A 13,171-nucleotide genomic window follows, 5' to 3' on the forward strand; every position below is an offset into this window, starting at 1 on the left:
GCTCCCAGATCGGTGCATCATCTTTCAGCCTTCAGGGCGCCGCGGTCCGCCTCGGCGCCCTCCCCATTCGATCTCAGAAGCGGAACTTAGTCGAAACGGTGAAGCTGCGCGGCTCGCCGTAGAAGCCCGTGTCGAAGTTGCCGAGAGCCGCGAAATACTTCTCGTTGAAAATGTTTTTCGCGTTGAAGGTGACATCGACCTTCTCGTTGAACGAATATCTCGCCATCACATCCACGAGCATGACGTTCTTCTGCTTGAACTCTTCGTAGACATTGGCCGGGCTCCACACATTGCCATAGATCGCGCTCTGCCAGCGCATGCCGCCGCCAATGGTCAGCTTTTCCCATTCTCCCGGCAGCCGGTAGGTGGTGAACAGCTTGAAGACGTTTTCCGGAGCACTCGTCTGGATGAAGGAATAGACGCGCGTACCATCGGCCTTGCGCGCGTGGCTGTAGGTGTATCCGGCATAAAGGTTCCAGTTGGGCCGGATCTCACCAGATGCCTCTAGTTCAAAGCCCTTGGTCGTGACCCCATCGGCGGGCGTGTAGTAGGGATTGCCAGTGCCTGGATCGATGCCAACCTGCTCGGCAACATTGTCTTGCTTGGTCATGAACAGGGCGGCGCTGGTGTTGAGCGCACCGTCGAAATGCGAGCCCTTCAGTCCGACTTCGAAGCTGTGCCCCTCCTCTGGGTCGAGGTAGTTGCGGCCGATGTCCTGGTACTCCTGCGGCTTGAAGATCGCCGTATAGCTGCCATAGACGGAATAGCTGTCGTTCAGGTCGTAGACGGCGCCCAGATAGGGTGTGAGCTTGGCGCTGACAGAATAGTCCTTTGACGAGGACCAGGTATCCGTCGCGAAATCAAGCGTGCCCTTGTCGTCCATGTCCCACCAGCTCAAGCGACCGCCGAGAATGAAGGAGAGCTGGTCGGTGGGCTTCAGCCGCGCCGCGGCATAGGCGCCGTATTGCGTCAGGTCCTTGGCATACTTGCCGGTCTGCTCGAAATCCGGCTCGTTCGTCTTGCCGTCCCAGTCGAAGAAGTCGGGAATGTTCGGATCGTAGCCGATACCACCATAGCCGTACCATGGCCCCTTGTCGGTGCTGCGCGAAGCGGTCGCGCCGAACATCAGGTCATGCTCACGGCCGAACAGCTCGACCGGCCCGGACGCTTTCACGTCGAAGGTGTTCTGGACGACACGGCCGGCATATTTGCCGACAAACTGGAAAACGCCTGCACCAGTGACCGGGTCCGGCCAGCCGCCGCCGGCAGAGCCGAGCACGCTGTCATGCCCGTTTCGCCGATGGTTGTAGACGGCCTCAACGTTCCAGCCGCTGTCGAACTCGTGCGAGAGCTTGGCGAAATAGTTGTTGGTGTAGGTGTAGCGTCGGCTCCACTCGGTGGCGGGGTTCTTCGACACGTCCCAATCAGTGCGGGTGCCGTCGCTGAAGAACATCGGGAGGCCCGTCCAGGAGGTTCCGCGCGGCAGGTTGCGCTGGTAGTCCGAGCCGAGCGTCAGCATCGTCTGGTCGGTAATATCAGCCTCAAGCACGCCATAGAGGGTGAGCTTCTTGCGCTCGTAATGGTCGAGATAGGATTCGCCATCCTCATAGGCGCCGGCGAAGCGGCCGCGCAGCGAGCCATCGGCGTTCAGGGACCCAGAGAGATCCAGCTCGCTTCGGTAGGTCTGCCAGGATCCGATATCACCGGTCACCGAAGCCTGGAAATCATCCGTCGGCCGCTTGCGCACGAAGTTGACGGCGGCACCGGGGCTGCCGGCGCCCTGTAGAAGACCATTCGCCCCTTTCACGATCTCGACGCGGTCGTAGATGGTCATGTCGGCGTTGCTCAGACCATAATCGTAGACACCGTCGGTCTGCACCGACACCCCGTCATACTGGAACTCCGTCAGCGCGAAACCGCGCGAGAAGAACTCGGTGCGGTCGCTGTCGTAACGCTGCAGCGTGATGCCCGTCGTGCTGTCGAGCACATCGGCGATCGTTGTCGACTGCTGGTCGTCCATGCGCTGCCTGGTGACAACCGTGACCGATTGCGGCGTCTCGCGGATGGTGAGCGGCAGGCCGGTCGCCGTGCTCATCTCGCCCGTCGTGTAGGAGCCGGTTCCCTCCGTGTTCATGCCGAGGCCCGTTGCCTGGATGGGGGCAAGCATCGTTGCCCCATCGACGGCGGCTCCCGTGGCGCCCGCACCGGCGCGCGGATCGAAGATCGTCACGGTGTTCGCATCGGTAAAGCGGTATGCGAGCCCCGAGCCGGCAAGAAGCTGCGCAAGCGCGGCTTCCCGCGACAGGGTTCCCGAAACACCCGCCGTCGACTTCCCGCGAACGAGATCGGCCGGATAGAGAACCTGGAGATTGGCGCTGTCACCGAAGCGCATGATTGCCGACCCGAGCGCGCCGGCAGGAATGGAAAAGGCCTGAGACCCGGTCCGGGCACTCCTTGCCGGCTGCTCCTGTGCCAGCGCGGGCACGACGGCAACCGAAGACATCAACATAGCTGTCAGCCCGACAACAGTCGCTCGAGCGCCGAGCGAGGCGCCGCCCCTCATTCCCCTGACCATGACCCCGATTTCACTCCATTTTCACGATGCATTCGGGCGCTCTTAAGCGCCTTTCGCCTCCAAGACGGATGGACTTCGGGACTCCCTCACCCCTAACTTGAAAATAATCTTCAAGATTATGGTTGGCTCAGACCGGCCGTACCAACACGAGATAGTCGGTCAGTCGGGTAAGGCGTACCGGCAGGGCGGCAGCGATCGCATCGAGCACGCCCTCGGGATTGCGGATATCGAAAATACCGCTGATGCGCAGGTCGTTGAGGCGTCGATCCGTGACCTTGATCGTTCCCTTGCGATAGCGATTGACGTCGGCCACCACCTGCCGCAGCGGCTTGTCCTCGAAGATCAGCTTGCCGCGTCGCCAGGCCATCTCGCTGGCAAGGTCAACCGCGCCTATCTCGCCCATGCCTTCCTCGCCGTAGGAAACATTCTGACCGACACCGATCGTCACGGTTGAGCGGTTGGGAGCAACCACAGAAACAGCACTTTCTTCAACGGCAATGGTCACCGTGCCATCCCATTCGTGTATCGCAAAGCGCGTGCCCAACGCCCTCGTCGCGCCAGATGCGGCTTCGACGACAAACGGCCTTTGCGCATCCTTCGCGACGTCGAAGTAGGCACGCCCGCGCAAAAGCGTGATCCGTCGCTCCTTGCCGGTGAAGTCAACAGCAATCGCGCTATCGGCGTCCAGACTTACCGACGATCCGTCCGCAAGCGCGACGTCCAGTTGTTCGGCAGTGCCTGTGGCGAAGTCGCTCACCCAGAAATCCGGGAGCCCGGCGATCGCCACATAGCCTGCAACCCCAAGCGCTGCGACGCTTCCGGAAAGGAAGGCCCGACGCCCCATCGGCATTGCTGCAACCGGCATTCGTGTTGGCGCTAGCCGTGGGTCCGGCAGACCGTCAAGGTCCGTCCACACCTGCTCAAGGCGGGCGTAGGCACGGCGGTGCTCCGCCGAGGTTTCCATCCATGCGGCATGCGCGACGCGATCCGCCTCGGTCGCGTCGCCGGACTGCATGCGCGCAAACCAGGCGAGCGCCTCTTCCTTGTGTCTTTCCAACAATGGGCTGGCACTAGCCATCAACAACACCGCGGTCTCGTGCGACCGGATACGTCCGCCAAGCGGTACCCGGACTCTGTCTTACTTGCATAGACGTTTGTCGCCTGCATATCCCTCACCCCTTCCCCCATCAATCCAGCAGGCCATCGAGGCTGTCCCTGCAGGCGGCGAGCGCCTTCATGACCAGCTTTTCGACAGCGCTGCGCGTGATGCCCAGTTCGGCAGCAATCTCCTGATGGCTCAGCCCGTCGAACTTGTGCATGAGAAAGACTTGGCGCTGCCGGGACGGCAAATTGGCAATAGCCCGTTCGAGCACGGCCATCCGCTGGCGATAATCAACCACTCGCTCCGCCGAGGCGTCATCCGCCTCAACGTATTCAGCGTCGGTCGCCACCAGATGCCGGCCTCGCGCGACCCGGCTTCGCAGATGATCGGTCGCTACATTGTCCGCCATGCGGAACAGGTAAGAACGCGGGTTCTGAATGTCCGTGTCCTGCGGGATTTTCTGAACGCGGAGAAACGTGTCCTGGACGACGTCGTCGGCGTCGGCTGGTCCGCCGAGACGGCGCGTGACATGTCTCACCAGTTCGCTGTAGCTGTCGGTCAGCAACTGGACCATGGACGGTTTCTTTTTCTCGGTCATTCCTGGCAGCCGATAAGCGCGCAACAACCAACCCAGGTCGGCCGCAGCGAAAAAGGTGGCCGCTCAATAACCCATAAAACTAGACTTTTGAACTCATATTTTTTAACGACCTAAAAAAGCTGTAACGCGATCCACAAAACACCTTGCCCCTCGCTCCGTCGGTTCGGGGTTTCGGAGATTGCAGCTTCACAGACCGCTTTCGGAACCAGTCGCGCAGCCAAGATCCTCCTGAGGCCCGAGCAGCTTCGCGTCGTTCCTGTCGCCCGGGGAACCGGATGGCGAATTCTAACGATCAAGCAGCTCGGTCCGCAGACACAAATCACCGTGGCGTGCGCAAACGGGCAGGCCGAACATCGCCTCTCCTTCAAGACGCCGAGCATCGACATCCCCCCCCGCGGGATCGACGGTCGCGCTCAAAATCTCCGGCCCGGCCCGTCGGTTTCCGTGACCTTGTTCAGCGCAGTCTCGAAGCGTTGGTATGCCGTCAGCCATTTAGCAGGCCTGCAAGTGTGCTATCGCGGCCGACCAAAAAAGAACACGTATCCATTGGGATCAAGCAGCCCGAGGCCACATAGGCCGTCATGCGTATGCGCAATTGGCAAGCTGAACCAATGCCCGCGATCGGCATACTCTGCAGCAAGCGCGTCCGGGTCGGGCGCGCGTCCCAGCGCGTCACTGGATTTCAACCGGCCACGGCTGGGACGATGAGGCATTACTTATGCCGACAACGACGTCACCGATCTCTATGTCGGTGACAAGCCGGGCTCGCCTGGCCTGCTGAGCCTAGCGACGCACAATCATTGATGCCAGGTCGCCGGCGCCGGGCTCGTGTTCCTCGCGGCCGTCGCTTGGCTTGACGTGTGAGATCCGAGTTGCAAAGTCTTCGAGCCCCTCGGGCCTACGATGCCGGCACGGATCCAGACGTATTGCCAAGAGTGGGCCGGGAAATATAGAGAGGTTTGCCGTCCTTTTGAGGCGGGCCTTGCAAGGTGCTTTCGCGATGAATGAAACTGAAACCTCGTCCGCACCGCTTCACACGTTTTCGCTGGAGAATGTCGGCGTGGCAGTCGACGGGCGGGTGCTACTGCGTTCGATTTCGCTGGATATTGCGGAAGGCAGGTCGGTTGCGCTGGTCGGCCACAACGGGTCGGGCAAATCAACGCTTCTGAAACTTCTCGGCCGACTTGCCACGCCCACCACCGGCCACATCCACTTCGAAGGCGCGCCTCTTGAAACCTGGGATCGCCGGAAGTTGGCGCGCCGCCTCGCCCATCTCCCTCAGAACCTCCCGCATGCTCCAAACCTAAAGGTGAAGGAACTGGTGGCGCTCGGACGCTATCCCTGGCACGGCGCCTTAGGTCGCTTCTCGCAAGCGGATCGCCAAAAGGTAGACGAGGCGATCGAGCTCACCCAGCTCGCTCCGCTCGCCGACCGCATGGTCGACAGCCTTTCCGGCGGCGAGCGACAGCGCGCCTGGATCGCGATGCTGGTCGCCCAGGACGCCACTTGCATGCTGCTAGACGAGCCGATCTCCGCGCTCGACATCGCTCACCAGATCGAAGTCCTTTCGCTCGTGCGGCGACTGACGGCGGAAAGAGGCGTCACGGTCATCTCGGTGCTGCATGATGTCAACATGGCGGCACGTTACTGTGATGTGACAATCGCTCTTCGAAACGGCGAAGTCGTCGCTATTGGAACGCCCGAAAGCATCATGAGGCCCGCGGAGCTCGGTCGCATCTTCGGGGTGGAAATGGGTGTTCTCAGCGAGCCGTTCTCCGGCCGTCCCCTCGCCTTCGCTCGGTAGGGGTGCCTGTGCTGCCATTGCAACACCATCGATGCTGAAATATGAATTCTACAATCAAGTATTGAGAACCGTCGTCGCCGACCCTATGAAGACTGGGGCAACGGCGGGATGGGGCGGTGGCGGAGAAAGACGACGATCTGCTGGATGTGTTTCTGCGTTTGCAGCCGCATCTCATCCGCTACTTTTCAGCCCGAACCCGCTCTCGGGAGGATTCAGAGGACCTCGCACAGGAGGCCTGGATAAAGCTCTCGCGAAACGGAGCCGCAGCCCTTGCTGCTCCGGCGCCGTATCTGCGGCGTATCGCCCGCAGTCTGGCCATCGACCACTCACGCGGTCCGTCGCGCTACCTGACGCCGACCGAGGTCGGAGTTCTGCTTAATGTTCCTGACCAACGCCCAACGCCCGAAAGGATGCTGGAGCATCGCGACACACTGGACCATCTGCGTCGGGCAATGGATGAACTCACGCCGCGCCAGCGCGCCATGCTGATAGCGTCACGCTTTGAAAAACAGCGCCACCGCGATATAGCAGAGAACTTCGGTGTCTCGATCCGCACAGTCGAAACGGAGATCCGCAAAGCAATCGATCATTGCGGCGAACGGCTTGCGAAACTAAACCGCAGATAGCGATTTCGCTTTTTCGCATCTGGTTCGTTAAGTCTATCGAACCCGTCGAGAGTGCGCGGGCTGAGGGCGTGTCGTGAACGATTTTGAATCGATTAAGAAAGAAGCGTCAGCCTGGGTCGTGCGCTTGACTTCGGGCGAGGCCACAGTGCGCGACGCCGACGCCTTGAATCGCTGGCGGGCGCAGAGCCCGGAGCATGAACGCGCGTTTCGCGAAGCCGCCCTCCTCTGGCAAACGCTGGAACAAACTGCAGCGCCACACGGGCAACGAGCGCGTATCACGCGTCGCAGCCTTCTTTCGGGAAGCATTGCCGCCGGCGGATTGCTTGCAACAGCCGGCCTGTCCGAACTTGGATACCTGCCCTCCTTGATCACGCTGACCGCTGACCACGCCACGGCAGTTGGCGAACAGAAAACCGTAAGACTGCCGGACGATTCCATCGCCACTCTCGACGGAGGAACGGCAATCGATCTTGATTTTACGGAGAAGCAACGGCGGCTCGTGCTGCGCACAGGTGCGGCACTGTTCGAAGTACGGCCGGAAGTGGAGCGTCCGTTTGTTGTTGCAGCCGCGACCGGCATCAGTGCAACCACGGGCGGATCTTTCGCGGTCGAACTTGGGCCTGCCGAAGTCGCCGTCGACTGTCTGGAGGGAAGCACCTCTGTCGATTGTGTAGGCATAGTCCGTCTCGCTACAGGCGAGGGCGTGCGCTACTCGAAGCACGGCCTTAGTGATGTCACGTACTCGGATGCCGAGGTGTCCGCATCCTGGCGCAGAGGCTTTCTGACGTTTCGTGATCGCACCGTGGCGGATGTGGTCTCTGACCTGAACCGACATCGTAAGGGCCGCGTCGTGGTCCCCGACCGCGCGGCTGGCGCGCGTCGCATTACCGGTGTGTTCCACCTCACGCGGCCAGAAGAGATTCTCTCCCATCTCGAGTCGATGCTGCACCTGCAGCGCCTGGATGCGCCTGGCGGCATCGTTCTCCTCATCTAGATCAACGTTTGTGCGCTCATCCAGCCCGGCACTTTGGCGCCAATCCGACGCTACGAACAGATGAGCAGAAGGCCCGCCCCAAGAAAATTTGCGGGTTTTCCGTTCTCCATCGTTTTGGCCTGTGACACGCGCGCTCAGCGAGCGCCGGAAACAGCAAGACGGGGCTAAACCATGCACAACTCGAAGCGGCAAAAGCAGAGCGGGATCCACCGCCTGCGTACAAAGGCCGTCCTTTATGCCAGCGTAACACTCGCGATCGGGCTGGCCGGCGTTTCCTTGTCCGCTTCTCCGGCTTTAGCCCAGGCAGCGACTGTCTACTCGATCCCTGCCGGAGCCCTTGACACTGCGCTTACCCGCTTCGGCGTGGCGAGTGGCATTCAGGTCCTCTCTGACAGCGGGACGACCCGGCGTCTGACAAGCCGAGGCGTCAGTGGGGCGCATACTCCAAACGAGGCGCTGTCGGCCCTTCTTTCCGGTACGGGTCTTACCTATCGCTTCGCGGGCCCGAATAGTGTGACCATCCTCGATCCCGCCCACGACGTCGGCGTCCAGACGGGCGCCACGCAGCTTCAGGCAATCGTCGCCCACGGCGAGCAGACGGGCTGGGGGCCGGTCGACGGCTTCGTCGCCAAGAATAGCCTGACCGGCACGAAGACCGACACGCCGCTCATGGAAACGCCGCAGTCCGTTTCCGTTGTCAGTGCCGCGCAGATTGAAGCACAGAATGCGTCATCGATCGGCGCAACGTTACGCTACACGGCCGGCGTCGTCGGCGAGACCACCGGCGCAGCCGATACGCGGTACGGCGGGCTCCTGATCCGCGGCTTTGACATGACGGGAGAGGCCTTTTACCGCGATGGACTGAAGCTGCCGGCAACCAGCTACGGCGATTTCCAGACGCTTGACCCCTATGGTGCCGAACGTATCGAAGTCTTGAAGGGACCGGCGTCGGTGCTCTATGGCCAGAACGGCCCAGGCGGTATCGTCAACTATGTCAGCAAGCGGCCGACCGATACGCCGTTCAACGAAATTGCGCTGGGCGCCGGAAATTTTGACACGTTCGAAACCCAGTTCGATTTCTCCGGACCCTTCAGCGAAGAGAGCGATTGGAGCTATCGTCTGACAGGCGTCGGTCGCAATGCCAAATCCCAGGTCGATTTCGTTGACGACGATCGCATTTTCGTTGCCCCGGCGCTGACCTACAGCCCCGATGAAAACACAACGCTGACAATCCTCGGCAACTACCAGCGCGACCGGGCAGGCTGGGGACTTCAATTCATGCCGGCGCTTGGCACAGTCTTCGATAACGACGGGCGCAGGATTCCGACGAACAGGTTCCTCGGCGAACCGGATTTCGATTACTACAACACGGATCAGGCATCGCTCGGCTATATGTTCGAGCACAAGTTTTCCGAGGATCTGACAGTCCGCCAGAACGTTCGCTATTCGCATCTCTCAAACGACCAGGCGATCATCTACGGCGGGGGTTACCTGGACGCAGCAACCGGCGAACTATCCCGGTGGTCAGACAAGGGCAGTTCGCGGCTCAATACGATCGCGATCGACAATCAGGTCCAGTACGAAGTCGATACCGGAGCTCTCTCGCACACCCTGCTCGGTGGTCTGGACTATCGTCGAACACGGTTTCACGACATCTCCGATGCCTATGCCGTCGACCCAATCAACGTCTTCGACCCTGTCTATGGTAGCGATCCGGTCTTCTCGCGCCATTCCAACAACACGGTCACATCGCAGAACCAGGTCGGTCTCTATGCCCAGGATCAGATAAAGATCGACAACTGGTCCTTTGCGCTGGGCGGCCGCTACGACTGGGCGTCGACCGACCTCGACAACCGGCTCGCCGGCACAGAGGTAGACAAGTCTGTTTCCGCGTTCACCGGACGCGCCGGTGCGCTCTATACGTTCGACAACGGTATCGCACCCTATGTCAGCTATTCGGAATCCTTCCTGCCGCCTCTCGACGTGTCTGCAACCGGTAACCTGTTTGAACCGGAGCGCGGTCGGCAATGGGAAGCCGGCGTAAAGTACCAGCCGCCAGGCTTTGACAGTTACCTAACCGCCTCGGTCTTCGAACTGGTGCGCGAGAATGCGATCCGCTGGGATGCCGTGGGCGGCACTTGGCAGCCGCGCCAGACCGGCGAGATCACCTCACGTGGTCTCGAGATCGAGGCGGTGGCGAGCCTCGAGCACAACTTCGACCTGCGCGCCAGCTATACCTATCTTGATGTCGAGATCACCAAGGATCCCGACGGAGGCAACAAGGGGCGCTGGCCGACAGCAGTTCCGCAGCACACCGCCGCCCTATGGGCAGACTATCGCGTGGACAATGACGGTTTCCTCGATGGCCTCGGCATCGGCGCGGGCGTGCGTTACATCGGCTCCAGTTACGGCAACGACGCAAATTCGTTCAAGGTGCCGGCCAGCACCGTTGTCGATGCCTCGCTCAGCTACAAGATCGAAGACGTCACTCTCTCGGTGAACGCGACCAATCTGTTCGACAAGAAGTATGTGGCCTCGTGCTTCAATGAGACATTCGGCTGCTTCTACGGCGAACGACGTCGCGTCATGGCGAAGGCGACGCTTCGTTGGTAGTGACCCAGGACCTTTACCGGCGAGCTTTCCTAATTGCCGCCGGCACAACGGTGCTCCTGCCCCGGATGTCACCAGCTCGCGCGGCCGATGCACTTTCCGTCGTCTGCCTGGAGTGGACGTCCGCTGAAATGCTTCTGAGCCTCGGCATCACGCCGCGCGCCGTTGCGGACGTTGCCGGTTATCGTGTCTGGGCCGCAGCACCGGACCTGCCGGAGAGCGTCCTTGATCTTGGCTCGCGGGGTGAGCCGAGCATGGAACGCATCGCCATAATCAAGCCCGACCTCATCGTCACCGCCTCGGGCTACGGCCTCGACGCCACCCGCCTTCAGCGTTTTGCTCCGGTCGAGACGCTGAAACTCTACGAAGGGTCCGCCACCGCACTTTTCGACACGGAGCGTGAGTTCCTTCGGCTTGCCGCGCAGATCGGACGGCGCCCGCAGGCGCAACAGATGCTTGCGAAGTTCTTCGCCGACCTTGCGGCAATGCGGGCCGAGCTCTCAACCAGGAAGCTTCCACGCGTCGCCGTCGTCAGTCTCTTCGACGACCGGCACGCCCGCGTTTACGGCCGCAACGGTCTGTTTCAGGACGTTCTGGACCTACTCGGCGTGGAAAATGCCTGGACCGGAGATACTTCCGCCTGGGGCTTTGCGACCGTGGGCTTTGAGAAGCTCGTGACCCTTGGCGATTGCGTCATCGTTTCCCTACAGCCCGTTCCAGCAAACGTTGAGATTCGCATCCGCCAAAGCCGCCTTTGGGCGGCGCTGCCTGCGGTCCAGCGGCAGCAGGTCATGAACATTCCGGCAGTCTGGCCGTTCGGAGGTATCGCAGCGGCCGATCGCTTTGCCCGCTTCCTGCAGGTAAGCCTGCTTCGCTTATGACCTCTCTTGTCGCCATTCGCGAACCCTTTCGCCTCGTTAGTCTGCTTCTTGGGGCTGCCGCCGGCGCCCTGACAGTCCGCGATGCACTCGCCATGCTTCCGGCGCGAAACTGGCTTGCACTGTTGTGGAACGAGCCGGTGACGCCGGCTGAACTGCTCGCCCGTTTTGCCTTTGCGCCGCAGATCGCCATGGCGTTGCTAGCCGGAGCGGCACTGGCCATGTGCGGTGTGCTCCTGCAACAAGCGATGCGCAACCCGCTCGCCGAGCCGACAACGCTCGGCACCTCCGCCGGCTCTGCGCTGGCGCTTACGGCCGCGACAATCTTCACACCCTCCTGGCTCGAGCACGGCCGCGAACTGATTGCGATCGGCGGAGGCGCCTTGGCGACGGCGGTGGTCATGCTCATCGCCGCGCGGGGGCGATTCTCAGCCTCCGCCATAATACTTGGCGGCATTGTGGTCGCCATGACCGCGGGCGCCGCGACGGGAATGCTGCTTGCATTGTTCACCGACTATCTCGCAGAGATCTTCGTCTGGCAAAGCGGATCACTTGTGCAAAACGGTGACGGCGTTGCACTCGCCCTCGCCTCCCGCCTTGCCGTCACCACGCTTCTCATCCTCGCCTTCCTGCGGCCGCTCGGGCTTCTCTCACTCCCAGATTCATCGATCGCGTCGCTCGGCGTGCGACCTTGGCTCGTGCGGTTGCTGACCGTTTGCCTCGGCGTCGCTTTGGCCGCAAGCGTCGCTGCGGCAGTCGGGGTGATCGCGTTCGTCGGGCTCGCGGCTCCAGCGTTCGCGCGGCTGACCGGGGCGCGCACCTTCGGCCGGCTTCTCACACGCTCCGCCCTGTTGGGTGCGCTTGGGCTGCTCGCCGTCGATCGCCTGTCGGTAGCCCTGTTCGACGGATTCCTCCCGATCGGAGCAATGACCGCGGTCATTGGCGCGCCGGTACTGATCCTGCTCATTCGAGCCTTGCCGCCCGACATGCCGGATCAGTCGGCCGGCTGGGTCAGCAGCTATGACGCGTCCCGGCTCAAACTCCCCCTGCTGGCGCTTGTCCTCATCCTTGCCGTCAGTGCAAGTCTTACCATCGGCCCTTCGGAGCACGGTGGCTTTGCCGTCACGCCGGTGGAGTGGCGCTATCTGCTTGAATTTCGCGGGGCGCGGGTACTGGCGTCCGCCGCGGCAGGCGCCTTGCTCGCCATCGCCGGCGGACTTCTCCAGCGCATGACCGCGAACCCACTCGCCGCACCGGAGGCGCTCGGCGTATCGGGCGGGGCGATCATGGCCGTCCTGCTCGTAATCGTTGCGACTGAGGCTCTCGATCCGGTTTTGCTGTCAATTGGCGCGGGCGCCGGTGCCTTCGCGGTCTCTGCCGCACTTGGCGCTGCCCTGGTACGCGGGCGCGCAAGGCCGGAGCGCACCCTGCTCGGTGGTCTTGCCGTCACGATGATGGCGACAGGCTGGGCCTCCGTCTTCCTCGCCAGCGGCGACCCGCGCACGATTTGGGCGATGAGCTGGCTTTCCGGCTCGACTTACCGGGTGACGGGGGAGCAAGCACTGTTTTCGGCCGGCGCCGCAGTGTTTTCCCTGGCAATTGTTCCGCTCCTACGTCGGCCGATGACCGTGCTGCCGCTTGGAATAGAGACGGCCGCCGGTCTCGGCATGCGGGTGCAGACAGCGTGGAGCCTCGGCTTCTTGGTCGCGGCATCCTGTACCGCGGTCGCCACAATGGTCGTCGGTCCCTTGAGTTTCATCGGTCTGAGTGCGCCCCATGTGGCGCGCCTTCTCGGCTTTCGCCACGCAACGCAACAGCTTTGGGCCGCCGCTTCTGTCGGTGCAATCATCATGGTGCTGGCGGACTGGCTCGGGCGAATTGCCATCTACCCTTGGGAGATCCCCGCGGGAATCATCGCCGCCGTGGTGGGGGGGCTTTATCTGGGACTGCTGCTTTGTAAGGGCTCACGATCCGCTTAGCCGGT

General features: G+C 61.9%; 9 protein-coding genes and 1 pseudogene. 6 read left to right on the forward strand and 4 right to left on the reverse strand.

Features of this window, described 5'->3' with window-relative positions; all coding sequences use genetic code 11:
* Nucleotides 1–73: 73 nt before the first annotated feature.
* From C1A35_RS07545 to C1A35_RS07555, 4 genes and pseudogenes are all read right to left on the reverse strand, one after another.
* Nucleotides 74–2,575, reverse strand: a complete 2,502-nt coding sequence (locus tag C1A35_RS07545; RefSeq protein ID WP_199772883.1) for a TonB-dependent siderophore receptor — start codon at nucleotides 2,573–2,575, stop codon at nucleotides 74–76.
* Nucleotides 2,576–2,702: 127 nt separating this feature from the next.
* Nucleotides 2,703–3,332: a FecR family protein gene (locus tag C1A35_RS07550; RefSeq protein WP_234822830.1), complete on the reverse strand. Its 630-nt coding sequence runs from the start codon at nucleotides 3,330–3,332 to the stop codon at nucleotides 2,703–2,705.
* A 168-nt stretch (nucleotides 3,333–3,500) separates the two neighbouring features.
* Nucleotides 3,501–3,653, reverse strand: a pseudogene (locus C1A35_RS37065) (FecR/PupR family sigma factor regulator); the annotation flags it as partial.
* Nucleotides 3,654–3,762: 109 nt separating this feature from the next.
* Nucleotides 3,763–4,275 (reverse strand): RNA polymerase sigma factor, encoded by a 513-nt coding sequence (locus C1A35_RS07555; RefSeq protein WP_104663726.1) that lies wholly within the window; start codon nucleotides 4,273–4,275, stop codon nucleotides 3,763–3,765.
* Nucleotides 4,276–5,275: 1,000 nt separating this feature from the next.
* Here C1A35_RS07555 and C1A35_RS07560 point away from each other — a divergent pair.
* The 6 genes from C1A35_RS07560 (at nucleotide 5,276) to fhuB (ending at nucleotide 13,166) form a co-directional block, all read left to right on the forward strand.
* Nucleotides 5,276–6,079 (forward strand): ATP-binding cassette domain-containing protein, encoded by an 804-nt coding sequence (locus C1A35_RS07560; protein ID WP_104663933.1) that lies wholly within the window; start codon nucleotides 5,276–5,278, stop codon nucleotides 6,077–6,079.
* Nucleotides 6,080–6,195: 116 nt separating this feature from the next.
* On the forward strand, nucleotides 6,196–6,705 hold the full coding sequence (locus tag C1A35_RS07565) for an RNA polymerase sigma factor (protein ID WP_104663727.1): 510 nt from the start codon (nucleotides 6,196–6,198) through the stop codon (nucleotides 6,703–6,705).
* 73 nt (nucleotides 6,706–6,778) lie between these two features.
* A complete protein-coding gene (locus C1A35_RS07570) occupies nucleotides 6,779–7,699 on the forward strand; it encodes a FecR family protein (protein ID WP_104663728.1) in 921 nt (306 codons plus the stop codon).
* A gap of 171 nt (nucleotides 7,700–7,870) precedes the next feature.
* Nucleotides 7,871–10,312 (forward strand): TonB-dependent siderophore receptor, encoded by a 2,442-nt coding sequence (locus C1A35_RS07575; RefSeq protein WP_104663729.1) that lies wholly within the window; start codon nucleotides 7,871–7,873, stop codon nucleotides 10,310–10,312.
* 65 nt (nucleotides 10,313–10,377) lie between these two features.
* Nucleotides 10,378–11,190 carry an ABC transporter substrate-binding protein gene (locus C1A35_RS07580; protein ID WP_104663730.1) on the forward strand — a complete coding sequence of 271 codons (813 nt, stop codon included), beginning with the start codon at nucleotides 10,378–10,380 and terminating at the stop codon, nucleotides 11,188–11,190.
* Entirely contained in the window at nucleotides 11,187–13,166 is a 1,980-nt protein-coding gene (fhuB, locus tag C1A35_RS07585; protein ID WP_104663731.1) for a Fe(3+)-hydroxamate ABC transporter permease FhuB, read from the forward strand. The genes C1A35_RS07580 and fhuB overlap by 4 nt, the downstream gene beginning before the upstream one ends.
* Nucleotides 13,167–13,171: the final 5 nt, after the last annotated feature.

Source organism: Ensifer adhaerens, assembly GCF_002940685.1.
Taxonomy (GTDB): domain Bacteria; phylum Pseudomonadota; class Alphaproteobacteria; order Rhizobiales; family Rhizobiaceae; genus Ensifer; species Ensifer adhaerens_E.